The 18,695-nt window shown below is 65.3% G+C and carries 18 protein-coding genes; 12 read left to right on the top strand and 6 right to left on the bottom strand.

Annotated features, from left to right (window positions below; translation table 11 throughout):
• Nucleotides 1-47: 47 nt before the first annotated feature.
• From ACJH6J_RS20295 to ACJH6J_RS20280, 4 genes are all read right to left on the bottom strand, one after another.
• A complete protein-coding gene (locus ACJH6J_RS20295; protein WP_406775296.1) occupies nt 48-713 on the bottom strand; it encodes a Fic/DOC family protein in 666 nt (221 codons plus the stop codon).
• 23 nt (nt 714-736) lie between these two features.
• Nucleotides 737-973 carry a hypothetical protein gene (locus ACJH6J_RS20290; protein WP_406775297.1) on the bottom strand — a complete coding sequence of 79 codons (237 nt, stop codon included), beginning with the start codon at nt 971-973 and terminating at the stop codon, nt 737-739.
• Nucleotides 974-1,065: 92 nt separating this feature from the next.
• A complete protein-coding gene (locus ACJH6J_RS20285; protein ID WP_406775298.1) occupies nt 1,066-1,758 on the bottom strand; it encodes a hypothetical protein in 693 nt (230 codons plus the stop codon).
• A gap of 9 nt (nt 1,759-1,767) precedes the next feature.
• Nucleotides 1,768-2,703 (bottom strand): ParA family protein, encoded by a 936-nt coding sequence (locus ACJH6J_RS20280; RefSeq protein WP_406775299.1) that lies wholly within the window; start codon nt 2,701-2,703, stop codon nt 1,768-1,770.
• A 1,989-nt stretch (nt 2,704-4,692) separates the two neighbouring features.
• On the opposite strand from ACJH6J_RS20280, the gene ACJH6J_RS20275 reads away from it, so the two are divergent.
• Entirely contained in the window at nt 4,693-5,553 is an 861-nt protein-coding gene (locus ACJH6J_RS20275) for a hypothetical protein (RefSeq protein ID WP_406775300.1), read from the top strand.
• A 17-nt stretch (nt 5,554-5,570) separates the two neighbouring features.
• Complete coding sequence (locus ACJH6J_RS20270) at nt 5,571-6,176, top strand: RES family NAD+ phosphorylase (protein WP_406775301.1); 606 nt, start codon at nt 5,571-5,573, stop codon at nt 6,174-6,176.
• A gap of 62 nt (nt 6,177-6,238) precedes the next feature.
• On the opposite strand, the gene ACJH6J_RS20265 is transcribed toward ACJH6J_RS20270, so the two are convergent.
• Nucleotides 6,239-6,697, bottom strand: coding sequence for a hypothetical protein (locus tag ACJH6J_RS20265; RefSeq protein WP_406775302.1), 459 nt, complete (start codon nt 6,695-6,697; stop codon nt 6,239-6,241).
• Nucleotides 6,698-6,954: 257 nt separating this feature from the next.
• Here ACJH6J_RS20265 and ACJH6J_RS20260 point away from each other — a divergent pair, with 257 nt between their 5' ends.
• On the top strand, nt 6,955-7,251 hold the full coding sequence (locus ACJH6J_RS20260) for a hypothetical protein (RefSeq protein WP_406775303.1): 297 nt from the start codon (nt 6,955-6,957) through the stop codon (nt 7,249-7,251).
• 70 nt (nt 7,252-7,321) lie between these two features.
• On the opposite strand, the gene ACJH6J_RS20255 is transcribed toward ACJH6J_RS20260, so the two are convergent.
• A complete protein-coding gene (locus ACJH6J_RS20255; RefSeq protein ID WP_406775304.1) occupies nt 7,322-9,289 on the bottom strand; it encodes a hypothetical protein in 1,968 nt (655 codons plus the stop codon).
• 767 nt (nt 9,290-10,056) lie between these two features.
• On the opposite strand from ACJH6J_RS20255, the gene ACJH6J_RS20250 reads away from it, so the two are divergent.
• The 9 genes from ACJH6J_RS20250 (at nt 10,057) to ACJH6J_RS20210 (ending at nt 18,692) form a co-directional block, all read left to right on the top strand.
• Complete coding sequence (locus ACJH6J_RS20250) at nt 10,057-10,518, top strand: hypothetical protein (protein ID WP_406775305.1); 462 nt, start codon at nt 10,057-10,059, stop codon at nt 10,516-10,518.
• 94 nt (nt 10,519-10,612) lie between these two features.
• Nucleotides 10,613-10,927, top strand: coding sequence for a hypothetical protein (locus tag ACJH6J_RS20245; RefSeq protein ID WP_406775306.1), 315 nt, complete (start codon nt 10,613-10,615; stop codon nt 10,925-10,927).
• Between the two features lie 9 nt (nt 10,928-10,936).
• Nucleotides 10,937-12,625 (top strand): hypothetical protein, encoded by a 1,689-nt coding sequence (locus ACJH6J_RS20240; protein WP_406775307.1) that lies wholly within the window; start codon nt 10,937-10,939, stop codon nt 12,623-12,625.
• A gap of 57 nt (nt 12,626-12,682) precedes the next feature.
• Nucleotides 12,683-13,048 carry a YbaB/EbfC family nucleoid-associated protein gene (locus ACJH6J_RS20235; protein WP_406775308.1) on the top strand — a complete coding sequence of 122 codons (366 nt, stop codon included), beginning with the start codon at nt 12,683-12,685 and terminating at the stop codon, nt 13,046-13,048.
• A 90-nt stretch (nt 13,049-13,138) separates the two neighbouring features.
• Nucleotides 13,139-13,426 carry a hypothetical protein gene (locus tag ACJH6J_RS20230; RefSeq protein ID WP_406775309.1) on the top strand — a complete coding sequence of 96 codons (288 nt, stop codon included), beginning with the start codon at nt 13,139-13,141 and terminating at the stop codon, nt 13,424-13,426.
• Between the two features lie 2 nt (nt 13,427-13,428).
• Complete coding sequence (locus ACJH6J_RS20225) at nt 13,429-14,019, top strand: hypothetical protein (protein WP_406775310.1); 591 nt, start codon at nt 13,429-13,431, stop codon at nt 14,017-14,019.
• A gap of 111 nt (nt 14,020-14,130) precedes the next feature.
• Entirely contained in the window at nt 14,131-16,635 is a 2,505-nt protein-coding gene (locus ACJH6J_RS20220) for a hypothetical protein (RefSeq protein ID WP_406804454.1), read from the top strand.
• A 133-nt stretch (nt 16,636-16,768) separates the two neighbouring features.
• Nucleotides 16,769-17,059 (top strand): hypothetical protein, encoded by a 291-nt coding sequence (locus tag ACJH6J_RS20215; RefSeq protein WP_043988372.1) that lies wholly within the window; start codon nt 16,769-16,771, stop codon nt 17,057-17,059.
• Nucleotides 17,060-17,297: 238 nt separating this feature from the next.
• The gene (locus ACJH6J_RS20210; RefSeq protein ID WP_406804453.1) at nt 17,298-18,692 is read left to right on the top strand and encodes a DUF4226 domain-containing protein; all 1,395 of its coding nucleotides are present in this window, start codon (nt 17,298-17,300) and stop codon (nt 18,690-18,692) included.
• Nucleotides 18,693-18,695 lie beyond the last annotated feature (3 nt).

Below are 18,695 nucleotides of genomic sequence, written 5' to 3'. Positions count from 1 at the left end.
TCGCATGTCACCGGTGACCGGTCCACCGCTTGAGATGAGCGGCGTAGCTACAGGCCTCGATCGTAGCCTTGCGACTGCGATTTGGGTGGCAGAAACTCTGTGGGGGCGCTGAGGTCGCTGGCCGGCCGGCTGATCTGCTCGAAGACCGGGACCATCCATTCGTGGGGCGGCTCGGTCTGAGACATGTCCGGGCACGAGAACGCGGCCCGCTGGACGAACACCTCGCGCGGTATCGCGTTGTAGTCCAGTCCCCGCCCGGCCTGGGCCGCGACGGCGTTCATGAACGCCCGGGTGGCGCGACCGTTTCCCTCCCGGAATGGGTGTGCGTAGTTGATCCAGCAGTACGTTTGGGCGGCCTTGTCGGCGAACTGCCCGTCGTCCAGGTCGGGCCAGGACGTCTCGGCGACGATGGCCGCTGCGCGGTCAATGCAGGCCGCGATGTTGTCGGTGCTGGCGAAGCTGCTCCACTTGGACACCTCGACTTCACGGAATTCGCCGGCGAAGGGATACACGTCCTGAAACAGCCACCGATGCACGCCCCGTAGATGCTCGGCGTCGAAGGTTTCCGGTACGGGGGCCTGGCCGCGCGCGAGCTCCATCCCTCGGCTGTAGGCGAAATGCTGTTCGAGGCGTTCCAGTTCCGCGGCGTCGCGGATACCGAGGTGATTGCGCAGGACGGTGGTGCCCGGCCAGAAGTAGTCGCTCCACTCCACGGGGACGCGAAAGCGAGGTGTGTCTACCGCTGCGCGTGGTGACGCACGCTGGCGAGCAGCTCGGCCCGGTATTGGTCGCCGGTGATCTTCCCGCTCGCCAGGTCCGCGAGTCGGGCCACGGACTCGCGGTCGGGTGTGTAGCCCTCGATCGCGCCACTGACGACGACGTCATGGACGAGGCGGCGTTCCTGGGGTGACAGGGCGGCCAAGATGTCCTCGTAGGTGTCCGCTGTATGCGTGCTGGTGGTCGCGGGGGTCATGTCACCAAGTCTACCCGCTGGGGGCGACATCCACTCCCCCATTTGCGGCTGTGACGTGCGCATTTGCAGGTCCCCGCCGCGTCGCTGGGCGCTCAAGAGGCGGCGGCTTCCTCTGCGTCGACAGCCTTCTTGGACCGGGCCGGGCCGCGCCGCCGCTTGAAGTACAAGGTCAGCGCCTCGTCCACAAGCGCACTGCGTGACGGTGCGCCCCACTGCGGTACCAGCACCTCATCGATCGTCTTGGCGTCGGCAGAATTCAGGCCGGTCAGCGCGATCTTCGCCGGCGGGGCAATGTGCCGTCGACGCTGACGGACGACGGGCTGGCGGGTGAACAAGCTTCCCGGCGCTTTCTGGGCAGTGTCCGCTTGCTTCCAGCGGCGGGCGAGCTCCTCCTGGCCGGCGTCGATGGCGTCCAGGACGATCTGGCCGTAGGTGCGGGCCTTGGCGGGGTTCTTCTTCTCGGCCAGGTTCAGGTTGCGGAGCTTGGTCAGGTTGTCGGCGGAGATTTCCGCGGTGGGGTTACCTTCGCCGTCACGGTCGAAGGTTTTGGCGACACGGGGAGCCCGGGGAGCCGGCGGGGTGGCAACGTGTGGCGCCCTCTCCCCCGCTGGCCGGGTGCTCTCCTCGGGTGCTGGGGGCGTCGTCGGTTCGGTAGCTGCAGGCTCGACTGGCGGTTCAGCAGGGGGTTCCTGCTGTCCGGCCCGGTTGCCGAGGCCAACCCTCGGCATGTACTCATCGAGCTCGTCATCGTAGGCGGATTCGTCAAAGACGCTCTTCTTGGCCATGGGACTCTCCTACTCCTGAACTCCGGCCACAGCCGCCGCCGATCGCTCTTTGACTCGCCTCAGAATCTCGCCTCTGAGCTTCAGGAAATCCTCGGCAACGGCGGCCGGGTCTTTGGCCCAGAGCCTGTCAGTGGCGCCAGCTTTGTTCCGGTTGCGCAGCGCGGTCAGCAGGCCCGCTCTCTGCTCGTCGCTCGGCTTGGCCAGTTCCTGGGCGGTTAGGTGCCGTTCCCGCATGTCGACGGCGAGTGCCTGGGAGCTGCGGATGGTCGCTTGGAATGGTTCGATTTCAGATCCGAGCATTTCCTTGACTTGGTTGAAGACGTGCGTGAGCCGCACCGTGGCGTTGGGGTTGACGTCGAAGAGCACGACGCCGATCAGGGTGATGGGAGAGCCGTAGCGCTTGGCCCGCCGGTAGCTGGCGGCGAGCTGGCGCACACCGTTCAGGGAGCCGTTGTCCTCTTTGGTCGGCACTACGAGGTAGCGGCAGACCTGCATCAGCGCGATGAGGAGCACTTTGTCGCCGTGCCCAGAGTCGACAAGGATGATGTCGTACTGTTCGCGTTCGCACAGTTCAGAGAGTGCAGCTTCGAAGTTTTCTGCCAAGTCGACCGTCTCACCAGCTGCTGCAACAGCGGTGGACACCTGGCCGATCGCAGGCCCGCCCATCAGGATGTCCAGGTTTGGGCGGATGTTGCGGTATGGCTCGAGCTTCACCCCGCCGCGCAAGCCGTATTGCAGGACGATGGCGAGGTTGCGGCCCTGGTCGGACTGATCTTCCGGTACGCCGAGGTCGTCCGCGGTGAGGTTTCCCTGCTGGTCAGCGTCGATGACCAGCACTTTTCTGCCGGTTCGGGCAATCGCGACACCGAGGTTCGCGACCGTTGTGGTCTTGCCGTTGCCACCCTTCTGCGTGGCGAAGAGCACGGAATCTGGGAGCTCTGTCATGCGGCCGATACTAGCTTCCCATGCGAATTGCTGTCCACGTCGCGCTACCCATGGTGACACGATTGTTACACCGTTAAGCCATACCCGTCGCCGTACGGACTGGTATCCGTGTCACTACCTGCATCTCACTACTCATGACACCGCGTGTCTGAAAAGGTGTCGAACTGCGTTTGTGCATATGAATCGCGACCCAGAGGAAGCAGCGTATGACGACGCGCATCGATGCACGGCTGACGTCACCCGGACTCGAACGGGTCATGCCGGGGCTTGTTATCAAGGTGAGCAAACGGTGCGAATCGGGTTCCCACACCGGCATCCCGATGCGGATTCTGAACCACTTCCCCACCGGGGTAGCGGACCGGTTTTCGACGTGTTCAGGTGAACCGAAAGGGTTCAGGGAAACGGCACGTGTTATGCACCGCATAGTCATAGGTGGCGGGATATGTTGCTGTCTCCCCTTAGCAACATGGCTGCCGAACCGTTTCCGACCACGGCTAGCTATACGCTTACTGTTACGTCTGACCATGGGTTATTACTCCCCTAAGTGCAGCTAGCTGCAGGCTCGCATCAGCATTCGTGGTACCTGTGGCGTGATTAGCCGCGTCAGTCTGCGTGTGATTATCCGGCTGCATAGCGGTCTGCGCATAGCTGGCGTGTAGTGCATGGGGGAGTGGAGCCGGCCCCGCAGTGCGCGCCAGAACGTCCACCGAGTGGGTACAGGGCTGCGGATACGCATCAGGAGCATCATCACGCCTGATCAGAAGCGATATTTCCCTGCCTTGCACTCATCGAACGTAAACCCGACAAGCGCTAGGGTGCGGCAGCGACACGGACAGAGCAGGCCACAACACATCGATCCTCGCCGCTCCCAGGGCTTCGTGGTGCAGCCGTACAGCGGCCAACGCCGAGGGGCCGACCTGCTTGCCATAGGCGACAAGCGACGCCCGCTTGGCGCAGCGGACGAGGGGGAGTGGGCTACTCGAAAACCAGAACACGCCAATCAACCCCGGCAACAGCGCATCCGGCGTACCCAACCAGTAGCCATCCCGAACACGCTCAAAGCGATGGAAGGAGTGAGGCGCGATTTCGCACAACCGTGACAGACGAGAACACCGATTCTCCGCCATCATTCGCACCGGCACCGCGCACCTCGTTGGACGTTCAGGAGACAGTTGAGCGGAGTCCGAAGATGCCCCTATCTGCGCAGCAGGTCGCCCTTACAAGGGACGCTGCACTACAGGCCAAAAAGGCGCGCGACCGCACGCCCCGATCTTCCTCAACGGTCCGCAAATTCCACCTAATAGTCCGCCGATGGGGTCACACGATCGGTCAGGAATGCCGACCACGGACGGCAACAGCGGGGGACCGCCTCGATTGATCTTGATGCGTCGAACAGTGCTTCGATGCCGTAGCGCTGCACGACGGTGGTGCATGCAATCCGCCTCGTCGCAGCGAGCAAGGCTCCATCGTCATCACGCCCGCCGAATGCTGGCTACGTGACGTCGGGTCACATCTCTGCTATTCGAATGCCGCCGCCCGCGCGCTCGCACGCGGTGCCCGGACTCCGCCGTCCGCCAGAGCGCCCGCGGAGTCGGATTCAGACGCTATGTCGGCAGGGCGGAAAGGAAGGGGCTGACTACCCGAAAACGCGCTGACCTGCGGAAACGCCACACCCCGATAAGACGTCTACACCACTGGACCGTCGGAATCGCGCCTGATTTGTCGGCTATGGGACGCAGGGCGCTCTGAGCACCCAACCCATTACCCGGGCACTGTTTGCGCCTCTGCGTGGACATCAGCGGGTTTTCCCAGGTCGCGACGCACTGCCCACTGCGGCTCTGAAGCGTGTCCGGGCCGGGCCGGTCGCCAGTCGTCGACGCCCCTCATCAGAGATGATCCACGGCGGCGCCGGCTGGGGCATCATGTTGGGCCACGGGGGGCGGGCGCGGCCGATATGGTGGACGTGGCAAGGATCGGAGGTGAGTCGCCATGGCCGACGATGTTCGCGGCGAGGTGACTCGCGTTGGCCCGAACTTGCGAGCAGGTACTCACTACATTGTCGTGCCCGACGGGATGCTCAAGCCGAAAGGCTTCGACCGCGAGGTCGCGCTGCACCGTGCCAAGGACGCGAAGCTTGTTGCCACGCAGGGGAAGAGGCGCCGGCATCGTCAGATTCGGGGATGGAAGCGCGCGGCCCCCGTGCGGGAACCGTCACCGCCGATCGTGGTCGAGGGCATCAGGTATACGCAACCGGACTGGGTTGCCACTATCCCTGGCACGCCCAACCTGCTCGTCGTCGCGCCTGGCCACGACGTGACCATCGAGCCCCCGGCCAACGTGCGGGAGTATGCCGACCAACTATTGGCGATCATCGAAGTCAAGTTGAAGGCCCAGCTGAGCACGATCAACGCTGCTGACATTGACCTAGCCGCGCTCGGCCCAGTCGATGCCGTAGCCGAGAACATGCTCTCTCAGCTGCCTGCAAGTCACCCATTCGACAAGACCATCGGACCGTTCTACGACCTCACCGGCGCGGCCAACCGGATGCACGTCTCAGAGGACACGGCGCGGGCTCGGGCGACTGCTCATGGGGTTCTGGCGTGCCCCACCGCCGAGGGCGACATGGTGTTTCCGACATTTCAGTTCAATTCCGACGGCACCGTATTGGCCGGTCTGGATCGAGTCTTGACCGCGCTGGCGGCGGGTACGGGCGATCACTGGCAGGTCGCGCTGTGGCTCACGACGCCCAATGAGCAGTTGAAGGGCCGCACGCCGGTTGAAGCCTTGCGAGAAGGGACGTCGGTCGTACAGGCGGTTGCTGAACAGACTGCCGAGCGCTGGTGCCACTGAGTCGCACAGGACTGGGGTTGCGTAAGCCTCCGGCCAACATCGATGGGTTTCCAACCAAGCAGCTCCGTAAAGGCAAGGCGCTTTACCGCGCCCACCGCAAGGGCATGGGGCCGTGGTGGTTTGCCAGCGACGACGGCGGCCGCTTCAACCTCGACCCGCCAGCGGGAACCTGCTATCTGGCGATCGACGAGGAAACAGCGCTGCGGGAGCGCCTGGGCCGCGCGATGCTCAGGCGAGGAGTGGTGTCGCAGGGCTGGGCTGACGAGACGGTGGTATCGAAGGTGGCTGTGTTCAGGGGCGGTCGGGTCGCGAACACGTGCCACCGTGAGGCGACCAAGCACGGTCTGACCCGCGAGATTGCCACCTACGCCCGGCGCGGCTACGGGCTGACCCGCTTGTGGGCGCGGCGGTTCCACGCCTTGGGGTTGCGCGGCATCCTGTACGAGTCCAGGTTCACCACGGTCACGAAGCCGAACGCGTACGCGCTGTTCGACGATGCCGGGGCGAAGCCGTGGCCGGATGATCCAGCCCCGGCATCAGGAGCCGATGCGTGCAGGCGGGCTGGTCTCCAGGTCCTCGGGCCGCCGTCAGGCAAGTCGCTGCGTATCGTCCCCGGCGTCTGACTGTTGGTGGCCGTGCCAGCGTCGCGGTACGAGGGCTAGACCTTGCCGACCCGCGGCCGTTTCTACGTTTTCGCGACCTGGCTCAGGGTAGTGATGGTCTGACTCAAGGACGCAATCGTGTTCAGGAGCTCGTTCTTATCGTGTTCGAGTCGATCAATGCGCTCTTGAAGTTCATGCTCTCGGCGGCGGGAGGCCTCCAAGTCCGCGCCTTGAAGCAGCAGAAGATGCTCCAAGTCCTGCGTGGGTGCGGCCGTGGCGGGCGGCCACCGTCCGATTGTGCGCAGGTGATTCTCGAAACTGTCGGCGTTCAAGAACCATTGTTCTGCGCCCCGGCGGCCGGCGATGTGCCCGCGCTCGCTCTCCACGGGGGAGTCGTCGCGGCTGGCCAGATCGGTGGCCCAGCGTGGTGTGAAGCCGGCGAGCTTCCCGGCTTGTCCGGCGAGGTAGGCGCGGCGGCCTGTTGGGCTGATCACCTCGCCATGCTCGCCGCCTGGCCACGGCGTCCCCGCTGGGCCGTTCATGTGTGCAACTTTAGCTTATTCCGGCATAGTTCCGGCTTCAGTGCAGCAGCTTTCCGCAATGAGGGCACCTTTGCCGTCGCCGCGACACGACGTCTGGCTTCATTCCGGAATCGCGCGCGCTCGTTTAGACTCTCAACCAGCAACGAAATGACGTGTGACCTGCTTCAACAGCCCGGCTTGTAGAACGGAACGGATTCCGGAATCGGCTCCGTTGCCGCGGTAGTGAATGCTCGTCGCAGACAGGAAACGGAGCACGGATGGCCGACAAGTCCAGCACCGCGGTACTTGATGAAGCCTCAGTCCGCCGCAAACGGCGCCAGGGCTCGGAAACCCGCAAGATGAATGCGACCTTGCGAGTGCGCTACAACGAGGATGCTCTTGAAGCTTTGGCTGCGCGCGGGGGCGACCGTCTACCCGAACTGATCCGGCAATACGGGGATTACCTGACTGAAATGCTGCCGGTCGCCGACGCCATGGGTGTTGATCCGTTGGAGTTGTTCCGGCAGACGGCGAGCGCCCTGATCGCCGGCGAACAGCACAGGCAAGCCTGCTAGTGGCAAGTCCTTATCCCATTTCTGCCCGGTCCGGCGCTCCTGGCTGCCCGGCGATTGAGCCTTCCGCCACCTAGCGGCTCGCGACGATACGGCCGCCAAGAATTTCGGCCACGAGGTCGAGCGCTTGGCGTTCAGCCTCGATTTCGTTCACAGCTGGTGGGCCGTGGGCCAGCGTGGCGGCCCAGAAGGTCCGGTCGACCTCAGGGTCCTCGGGCGGCATTGCTCGGGTGATTTTGGCCATTTCGGCGTCGGCGCGGCTTTCGTCGCGATCGGCGAGCCATGCTTGCCATTGGTCACGTTGGGCCCGGTAGCGGGCGATGCGTTCCTGGCGAACGCTGTCGGTGTCGTGGGCGGCAGCAAGGCTGTCGAGTGTTGTTGCACCGGGGGCAACGGTGCCTCGGCCTGTGCGAGTGATCAAGCCGAGGATTTCCAGTGAAGTCAGTGACTCGTCGCCAGCGGTTGCGGACACTCGAGCCGCGGCGAGAATGTCCGCGCGGTTGGTCAAACCGTAGTAGACGACGAGCTCGTAGATGCGCCGCAGGTGATGGCCGGCGACCCACCAACCGTCGTGGACGGGCTCGATCCGTACCTGGTCAGCCCTGGCCGGGTCGCTAGCGATGCCGTGTGGCGTCGTGAGGGCGTAGTAGTCGGCGTCCCCGTTCACGGCTTGTCGAGTCAAGATGAGGGGTGCTCCCGGGCGGTCTCGCAAGTCGCGCAGCACGCGCCACACCGCATCCGGGCTGAGCAGGCCGGCGCCGAGTGACAGGTTGCGGCCGCCTACTCCCACCACCCAAACCCCGTTGATGAGTTCCCCGGCGGTCAGGGCGTGCCAGGCGAGGGTTTGTAGGACGGCGTGCACGGTCCAGCGGTACCGTTTCCCGGCGTATTCGTAGTCGGCCCATTCCATGGACGTAGATAGCCAGCGCCGCAGTTCCGCCGGTCCCCACGGACCGGTCCTGTTTGCCCCGCTTCCTGCTGTACCCCCCGGTGAGTTCTTCCCCTTGTGCTGCTGGCGGCGGTATTTGAGTGTGTTGGTGCACAGCCAGGTCAGCGCCTTGGTGAAATCCCTGTCGAGTGCGTTGCCAGCGCGGTGCTGGTACCGGGCGAAGGCTTGGCCGAGGCCGTGCTGCCACGGCCCGCCGGGGGCCATGAGTTCAGTGATGCTGGCGCGGCTGTGGCCACGCGCGATGGCGGCGCAGATGACGGCCATCCGGGCCTCAGACGGGCTGTCCCATTGGCGTTGCCCGTTGGCGATGACGCCGTGGACCGCGAAGTCGGTGATTTCCGGGTCGATGGGGTCGTTGCGTATGTAGGCCGGCGCCAGGCGCTGATCGTCGCCGGTGCCGGTGCAGTACTCGTCGATGGCGACGGTGCCGGCCTCAATGGGGGCGGCTGGCTCAGCGGGGTCGATCGGTCGGGGTTTGACGGCGCCGAGCAGCTCGTAGAGGCGGGGCAGGAGGCTGGGCTCCGAGCGGGTGGCGAACGCCTCGACGGCGTCGGCGAGAGTCCCGTCGAGTTGGCGGTACCCGCCGTTCTTGGCCGGTGTTCCTGGTGCGCTCAGGCAGGCGTATTGCGGGTCGGTGGTGTTGGGGTTGGAGTCGAGTGTGGGCAGCCGCGCGGCAAGCAGTCGAGCGATGTTTTTCAGCTCGGCGAAGCTGGCTGTGGTGCCGATCGCCAAGGGGCACAACAGGTGTCCGCCGCTGGGGGAGTGGTCGCTGACCACTTTGCCGCCGCAGCGGGTGATCCATTCAGCTGCGGCGGCCATGTCGGCATCAACTTGGGCGCGACCGCCGCGTTTGTCATCGAAATCCAGGTATAGGAGTGCGGTGCGCAGGCCTTTGCGCGTGAATGGGTACAGCGCGGCGGGCCGGGTCGGCAGCGTCTTGGTCAGGTCCCCGGTGTCGGAGAATTTGCCGGTAGCCGGGTTGTAGAGCCGCATGGAGCGCCGGCCAGGCGCGCTGATCAGTGGTGCAAGTGTCTTCCAGACACGCTCGGGTGACTCTGGAGCGACCGATGGCTGGGCTACGGTCACCGTCATGGCTGGTGCGGCAGCGCTGTATCGGCCTCCGCGTGGGTGGGCCAGGTGGTGGCGGGGTGGTCGTCTGTGGGTGAGCAATCCTGTTGATCACAGTTTGCGCAGTCCCCTAGACCTGATGGTGGGTATGCGCTACCGTGAGGACTGCTTGAGCTGGTTGGCATCAAAGCGCCCTTCTAAAGGGTGGTGCGGAGGCACCAAACACCTGAGCTGCTACTCGGGTGACAAGTTCAGAAGCGTTTACCCTCGGCCGCTAACCGGGGGTTTCGCTTTTTCTGGGTCTTGATGGGCCTACCGCGTATGGATATGCAGTTGTGGTGTGCTGACTGTTGGTGGCGCCCGATGCTGTGCGGGCTGGCTTGACGTTCCTCTCGTTACTTGTGGGACTCGTGTTGCGGGCAAGTCTGACACTCGGTGCGCGGTGGAACCGCGCCGACACGCCGGTCAGGCGGCGAAAGCCAACCCACGGGGCTACAGCCACGCGCGGCGGCTCGTTTGGCCCCGGTCGGTGGTAGGCGCTTCGGACTAGGTGCTTTTTCGGCCCAACTCGGGCGGATATGAGGGAGGCGGCCCGCAGTGGCCGCACGGATCGCATTTCTCACGGTGAGTTCCCCCTGGAGGTGGCCGAAGCCGTCGTGTGGGTCGAGCCGGGACGAACCTGATGCACTCAAACCTTGCGCACTAGACGAATGATGCTACACACTAGGCAATGAGTAAACGCAAGTGACGCATATCGTTGTTTCGCACCTGTGATGTCGAAAGGATTTGGGATGACCGAACCGATAACCCTCGATACCGAGGCCGCGCAGCAGGCTGTCCTGGCCTGGCGTGACTACGGTGACCAGGTGCGGGCCCACGGCCAGAACCACCACATGACCCTCGATGAGCTGCGGGCAACGGTCGGTGACGCATACAGCCCCTACGTCGACGCCAAGCAAGCCGAATTGCAGGCCCGCCAAGCCGCCTACGCCCGGGCCGCGGACATCGCCCACGGCCACGCGCAGCGCCTGTCCAACACGGCAACCATCTTCGAGACCACCGACGATGAGTCCGCAGCGAGAATCACTGGCCTGGTCGACGGCAGTGCGGAATCCACTGGGACACAGACGTTTCGGCGCGTGAGTGAGAGCACCGACGAGTGGGATCACATTGACGACACGCTGGAACACTGGAAGCGCACCGGGGACCCGGCTTTGCCGGCGATGCCCGAGCCGTACAACCCGGAGTTCTGATGGCGGTCCGGCTGCGGGTGTCGCAGCCGGGCGAGATACTGGACCTTTGTTTTGAAATCCCAGATCGAAAAGAACGGGAAGGAGTAGTGGCGGAATGTCAGAACCGATTTCTCTTGATGGCGAGGCCGCCAAGCAGGCGGTCCAGGAGTGGCATGCCTATGCCGACAAGGTGCAGGCCCACGGCCAGAACCACCACATGACCCTCGAAGAAATCAGCGCCGCCGTGGGGGACACCTACGCCCCGTTCGTCGCGGCCAAGCGGACGGAGATGCAGGCCCGCGAAGCGGCCTACGCCCGGGCTGCGGCCACCGCGCGTGGTCACGCGCAACGCCTGTCCAACACAGCCACCATCTTCGAGACCACCGACGATGACGCCGCAGCGCGGATCAACCGCATCGTGGACGCGTAGCCTGCGATTATGGACTTGAAGGTCGATCCGGACGGTCTGCGCGCCGATGGTGCTGCCCTGGCTGACTCAGCAAGCCAGGGCAGCACCATCGCGCCATGCCCGGCTGCCGCATCCGACACCGTCTCCACTCATCTTGCAGACACGCTGACGACGTGGATGCAGTCACTGCACACACTGATGGACCACGCCGGGCAATTGCGGGTCGCCGGCGGGCTGGCGCTGTCCGGTACCGGCACGGACCTGCAATCCATGGACGACACGAACGCCCACCACATCTCTAACGTGATCGACGGTGCGGGATCGGCCCCGGCCTCAGCCCCCGGCGGTCCCGCAGCGTCACCGCCGATCGTCCCAGCCCCGACGTTGCCGACGCTACCGACGTTGAATCCTCTCGCTCCGATGACCGGCGAACAGGTCTCAGCCCTGGTCCACGCCGGGCCAGGGCCGGCCAGCCTGCGGGCGTTCGCCACCCACATCCGGACCACTATCGCCCCGGCGGTGATGACGACAGCGCAGGACGTCCGCAATTCCAGCCAGTCGGTGCACAACCACTGGGATGACGGCCGGACCACGGCGGCCCAGAAGGTCGGCGCGCACGCCGACTGGCTGGAATCGACCCTGCATCCAAGCTTGATGTCGGTCGCTGACGCCGCCGACGCGGCCGCCGATCACACCGACACGCTGATCAAGAACACGCCCACGCCGCAGGAGTTCACTGACCTGCACCAGCGGCTCAATGTGGCGATGGCGAATTACCGGGCTACCGGTGGCCGCAACGCCGCCCAGGTCGCATCGCTGCAATCCGATCTGGCCAACAAGCAGTCCACCGCACTGGCCAGTTACGAGACATTCGCGGCCGCCGCCCCGGCCACCACAGCGGGCGCCGCGCCCCCGGCCCCGGCGCCGCCGATCGTGCACGCGGGCGGCCAGGTCGAGAAGCTCAACCAGACGGCGCACCTCAAGCAGGATGGCCCCGGCCGCGGCCAGGCCCATCACGGGCATGGCCCTGGTGACGAAGACTCGCCCGTACCGACCGACGCGCCGCCGGGAACCCCGACCGGTACCCCGCCCGCTGCTGCCGAGGCGGCGGCTCCCGCCGCGGCAGCCGACCAGGCGGCTCCCGGCATGGTCGCCAACGTCGCCGGCATGATCATGGGCGCTGGGGCAGGTGCAGCCGGGCAGGTCGCGGGTACCTTGCACGGGCTCACCGGCGGCGGCTCGCCTCTTTCAGCGTTGTCGAGTCTGTCCTCCCTTCCCGGTTTGGGTGGGATGCCGCAGATGGAGACCCCTCAGCTGCCTGGCGGACCTGGGGATGACAACGGCGGATCACCCGAAGGTGACCCGACCGACTTCGGCTCGGGCGGGACCAGCCCGGCATCCGGCGGCGCGGGAGACGGGGGTGGCGGCGGTGCTCCGCTGTCCAGCTCGAGCCCTGCCGTTGGCCCGCCGGCAGGAAGCAGCATCACCGCTGGCACTCCAGGTGGAGGCGGCCCCGGTGGCGGCGCTCCCGGCGCGGGCGGGATGGGAATGATGCCGCCGATGATGGGTGCTGGTATGGGCGGCAAGAACGACGAAGGCCGCAAACCCGAGGACCACCGCCGTGTTGTGCTGCGGCCGGTCCCCAACACCGAACCAGTGTTCGGTGAAGTCCGGCGCGAGCGCCGCGAACGCACCGACCGGGACAAGAAGAAGACCTAGCAAGACCAGGGGAGTTGCGTTGCAGCGCAACGCATATCGCAGAGGGAGACACAGGAGATGTCCACACGGACCGAGCAGATGTCATCGATGATCGACAAGCTGTTGGAAAGCGTTTACGAGTGGGAAGACAAGGTCAACGCTTTCACCGCGAGCAGCGGGATCGACGACGAGATCGTCGTGACGCACGACGGCCGCGGGCGCCTGATCGGCTGCGACATCCCACCCGGCCTCCAAGAACAGCTGTCCGTAGAAGAATTCGAAGAGGCGATGAACGAGGCCATCGCCAAGAACGCCAAGCGCGCATACGACGGCATCCAGGCCCTGGCCGCTGAATTCCGGGCGCAGTGGGCGAACATCCCTGAGGAATTCGCCAACCACCCCGTCGCCGCCGAATTTTCCGCAGCGCTGCGCGGCGCGAGCTAACACCCTTCACTGTCGCCGCTGAAAAATACGTCCGGCAGCGTCAGTGCAGGCAGTTACCATTTCTATAGCAGCAGAAGGGAGGAAAGACAGATGGACGCGATCCACGCCGATATGCCGCAGGTGGAGTCATCCAACGGCGGCTGGTCCTCCATTGTTCCTTCCCAGGAGGGCATTCACCCGGTTCCGACACCGGGCCTGGATGCGCTGTCGGGAGCGGTTTCCGGGGCCGTGGCGGAATGGCCGGCCGTCCATGAAGAGTTCGTAGCAGGCCGCGTGAACGCCGCAGGCAAGTTCGTGGCCGCCAACGGCGGCACCATCGCCAACATCAGCACAGCCGAAGCAACCAACACTGCACAGATCGACGGGATTGAGGTTTAGACATGGCCACTCAGTACACACACCCGTCGGTCCTGTCGCCCTACCCCAACACTGGTGAGGTGCGTCTGCCGCCGCCGATGCAGCCGCAGCCTGGCTACCCGCCCGCACAGCCGCCGCGCAGCCCCAAGGGCGGGCTGATCACCGCGGCGATCGTCGGTGCCGCTGCGATCGCACTCACCGCGGGTGCAATCGGGGGACTCATCGGCAACCACATGGCTACCGGCTCGGCGCCCGCGGCGGCAGCACCCGCCGCGCCGCCTGCGCCCACCACAGAGCAGGTGCACGCGGCCACAGTCGACCTGTGCACGCGATTCGCCGCGGGTTATCGCGCCATGCCGTCACCCCAGAACACAGCATTCGACGTCTTGCCGACGGCGAACTTCATCGCTGACGCCCTGAGGGACAACTCGGCGGCTGATAGCACGATTCGTGAAGCAGTCGATAAGAGCCTCCAGCTTCTGCGGCAGCATGCTGCAGCCGCCAGTGGGGAACAGACGCGCGGTGCGATACGGCCCGCCGTCGGGTGGACTGCGGATGCGGCTAACAACGCAGACCAGCGTGTCTGGGATTTGTGCAGGGCTTACGGAGGCTAAGGAATGGACGCGGGAGCGGAAAGTAGTACCGGGGGGGCCGCTGCCGCTGCGCAGTCCGGTGCTCACATCGGGATGCAGCTGTTTCACCAGGCAGTGAAAGCTGCTGATTCTGTGGCCAAGAAGACCACAGGTGCCGCCAGTACCGCTGCGAACGCCGCTAGCGAACTCGGCGAAGGCCCGTTCGCGATGGCGATCAAGGCCGGCCGGCGTCCGCCGGACAGTTTGGTCCAATTCCTCGACGACCTTCATGAATTCCATGCAGGTGTCGCCAGGGACCTCGATGAAGCAATCGGGACGTCGAAGAACACCTACCGGCCGCAATTCGCCGAGGCGCTGAAAGGCGAAGCCGGTGACGCCCTACTCGCCGCACACGACGAGAACACAGATCTCTGGAGCACTCACTACGACCAGCACGCCAGTGCAGCCAGGGCCGCATATCAGGCGTCCCACCACACCCAAGTTCTCCAAGGCTTGATCGACAACACCGCCGAAGCTGGTCAAGAAGAATTCAATAAGGCCGTGAAAAGCCGCAATCCAGCAGCGGCGATGCAAGTGTGGACCACTTACAGTCAACAAGCCGACAGCGATGTGGCAGAAAGCGTCAAGCAGGTCACCCAGGCGCTCAGCGGGAAGTTCATCATTCCCCAGAATGGTCCGGGCAGTCAGAAGACGCCCGACGGTAAGCAGTCCGATGGCAAGCAGTCGGACAACAAGGAGAACAAGGGCAAGGACGCCGAGAAAGGCACCACACCCGACGCCTCACAGACGACTACCAAGACTGCTTCGAAGGACGGCAAGTCTGCTGCGGATGCATCGCAGCCCGGGGCGACGCCGGACGCCGACCAAACTCCCGTGAAGAACCCGCTTACACCGGGCGCGGCTAACGGGGACGCTACGCAAACAGCCACACCGCCGAGTCAAGCGCCTAGCCAAATGCCGATGACTGGTATGCCTACCAACGCGGGCGGTGGCGCTGGTGGCGGTCGTGGTGGTGGGTCTGGCGGCGGTATGGGCTCGGGTATGTCCGGGCTTGGGTCGAGCATGAAGCCGCCGTCAGGTCTGGGTTCCCCGGGCGGTGGCATGCCTGGTGGTGGGGGAATGCCGGGCGGTATGCCCAGCGGTGGCGGTATGCCTGGCGGTGCGTCGACGTCGCCGGCGTCCGCGTCGCCGTTGGCCAATGCGGGTTCGAGTTTCCAGAGTGGTCTGGCATCGGGCATGAGCGCAACCGGTGGTGGTAGCGCGGCTCCCGTTTCTCCTGTGTCGCAATCGCTTTCGCAGCAGCAAGCGGCTGCCGCCTTCGCCGCACAGCCGCCGGCCGCGGTGGCGCCTCAGATGGGCAGTACTCCTGCTGGGGTGCCGATGGGGGGCGGCCCGTCGGGCGGGGAGATGGGCGGCGGTGCCGCACAGGGTGGTTCAGGCGCAGCGCCGATGGGCGGTGGCGGCATGATGCCTCCTGCCGGCGCGATGGCTGGTGGCCCGATGGCTCCCTACAGTGCTCCGGGGGCTGGCGCGTCTGGCGCGACTCCTGCGCCGCCGTCTGCCCCAACGTCACCTGCGGGCGCTGGTTCGAGTAGCACTAGTGGCGGTGGCGGTCCTGCTGCTGGGCCGGTGATGGCGGCTGGGCATGGTTCGGCAGGGGCCGCGTCTGGTTTGGTTTCCTCTGGCACCGAGGTCAATCCGGATTTGTTGTTGGCGCAGAGGGTACTTGGTGGTTTGGTTCGCGCGTGCGAGAACTGGCCGTCGCTGATCGTCTGGGCGGTCAGCGTGGTGAAAACCTCTGTGGGGTCGCAGATCATCATCGCGACCAGCGCTGGCGGGGGCGGGTATGTTCCGCCGACGGTGGCGCTCCCGACAACGGCTCGGCTGGCTGTGGTTGATCCGGTGCTGCCGTTTGGGTGGGCGACGCGGTGGATGGGATGCCAGAAGCCGTCGAAGATTCTGGCGGATCACTTCGAGTTGTTCCGCAAAAAGACTGTGGGAGCGCAGCTTTCAGCGATGGTGACCACGGAACTGTGGCCGCAGGCCCCCGAGGGGGTGCAGGATTTCCTGGGCATGCAGCATCGGGATGCTCTGGCTATGGCGGTTGAGGCCCCGCGTCTCGATGGTGGGCACCAGCATCGCTTGGCTGCCTTTGATCCTGGTCTTGCCCATCGCATCGCGACGCTAAGTCGCGATCCTCAAGTGTCATTGGGTGCAGCCTGGAATGTGACGGCAGCGGTCGTCGATGCGGCGCATGCTGAGCAAGATGTGTCCGGCGACAAGCTGGCGACCGACGACGAGCTTGCGGTGCTGCGAGCGGTACACCGGGGGACTGCGGATGCTGTCGGGTGGGGGCTATACGACAGCCTGGCTGATAAGCGTCACGGTGGGGCGTTGACCTGGCCCGAGACTCACGCGCCGCAGGATTTCGATGGATCGAAGCTCAACCACGACACTGCCCATGTGTATCGCAAGTACTTCCGGATGGGTCAGGTCGTGGAGCTGGTGCGGTGCTGGAAGTTCTCGCCGCCGCCGCTCGCGGATGTTGTGTACTGCGGTATCCATGCCGGATTTGGATCGACAGTGGTGGCCAAGGTCGGTGAGCTGGAGCAGCAGTTGCGTGGGCAGGCGTCATAGCAGGGGTTGTGTCTGTGCTGACGGTGCCTTTCGGTTCAACACAAAATCAGTTGCAGCATCGCTGTTCACGATTGCTTCTTTGTGTGTAAACTGCTGGTGGTAATGAATTGGTGACGTGTTGAGAGGGGCTGTCGTGGAGCTTGCTGAGGAGTCGGCGAACGACACCCGAGAAGTCCGGGTTGTGGCTTCGGCTGTGTCGGTCAAGCGGACCATCGCTGTCGAGGTGGGGGACAACGGGTGCGTCGTCGGGGTGCGATTCCTCAGCGATGCGTTCCGGAGGTGGGACTCGTACACGTTGGGAGAGCGGGTGGTCAAGGTCGCTGACGTGGCTCATGACCGTTACCTGTCCATTCAACCGAACCGTGACGGGCACTACCCCGAGCGCGGCGAGGTGTCCGCGCGTGAACGCAAGCTGAACTTCTAGAAGGGGCAACACCGCGATGTCGAATGATTGGGATCCGATCAACACCGTTCTCGGCGGGGTCTTGGGAACGGCGATTGCCGCACCGCTGGGGCCTCTCGCCCCGATTGCTGGGATAATCGGCGCGAACCTGTTGGGCAAGGAAGACAATCCGACCGCTAATGGTCCGATTCACGTGGGCCATGTCGGTCCGGATGCACCGCCTCCTGCAGCGCCGCCGCCTCCGCCTGCTCCTGGCGGGTTGGCGCCCGGGCCGCCGCCCCCGCCGCCTCCGGCGCCGCTTCCCGCGCCGCCGGGTGCTCCCGCTCCCGGTACGGGCGCGGCGACTGACGCCGCGAACAAGGAGAGCCGCGAGGTCGCGGATGTCATCGCGCAGCTGCATGAGCTGGACAAGTCGGCGGCGAGCACGATTGATGCGATCCACGCGGCCGGGACTGCGGGCCAGCAGCAGCTGGACGGCATCACCAAGGATGTTCAGGACAAGATCACCGAACTGGGTCCTCGGCTGGACACTCCTGCTGGCCAGCAGGAGCTGCGGGACTTCTTGAAGGAGAAGTTGACCGCGGCCAAGAAGATCATCGACCAGCAGATCGCCGATGCCGAAGCCAAGGCCCGTCACACGCGCGAGTTGACGCAGAAGTACGCCGACATCGGTGGCGGTGGCGACGACGTTAAGCCCGCCGGCAACGCTGGCAACGGCGGCAACGGCGGTGAGGGTGGCGGCCCCAGCGGCGGCGGCCCGGCTGGTAGTAGTAGCGAGCAGGGCACGACCCCGTCGAGCGCGCCGGTGAATGCGGCGGCTCCGGGTACTTCGCCGTACGGGCAGGGCATGATGCCAGGCGCGGGCATGATGCCTGCGGGTATGTCGATGCCGCAGATGCCGTCGTTCGGTGGGGGCGGCATGCCCTCGTTCGGCGGGGGCGGTGATCCGCTAAGTGCCTTGAGTGGGTTGGGTGCTCAAGGGCTGGGCCGTGATCCGTCGTCGTCCTTCCATGACGATCCCAATAGCAGCAAGGGCTCGTCGAGCAGTGATGGGCCGTCGAACGCGAAGTTCAAGGACGGCACCGAGAGCGGTTCGGGGAATAGCGGCGCCAAGCCGGGCAGTGAGACCAATGGCAACACGTCGCCGGCGGGAGCCCCCGGGACGACCGGAACCAATGGTGGTGCAACGGAATTGGCCGGCAACCATCAGGGCGCTCCGGGTGCTGACCCGAATACACCCGCTCCGACGACACATGTGTCGTTGCCTGGGGGGCAGGACACCGAAGCGCGCACCGTGCAGGGCGCGCAGGCGGTCAAGGCCGCCCTTGGCGGGGCGACGGTGGCCGATGCGTGGCATCAGGCGGGTGTGACGGTACCTCCGCCGGGCACTCCGGTGACCGACCCGATTCCGCCGACCAAGTTGAAGGCCGGCGACGTGGGTATCTGGCAGGACCATCTGGTGATGGCCTTGGGTAACGGCAAGGTGCTCGTTTCCGGTCAGCCGCAGCCGTTGTCGAGTGTGGGCACCGGTCCGGATTTCCTGGGGTGGATGGACCCGAGCGCAGCGGCCCCCAAGGGTGGCGCCCCGGCCGCAAGCCCTGCTGCGGCACCGCCGCAGCAGCCGCCGGCAGCCCCGCCAGGGTTGCCGTCCTAAGAA

Origin of the sequence: Mycobacterium sp. SMC-18 (genome assembly GCF_045310895.1) — a bacterium.
In the GTDB taxonomy this organism is placed as follows: domain Bacteria; phylum Actinomycetota; class Actinomycetes; order Mycobacteriales; family Mycobacteriaceae; genus Mycobacterium.
The sequence above is the reverse complement of the archived record's forward strand: the minus strand, read 5'-3'. Positions and strand labels throughout refer to the sequence as shown.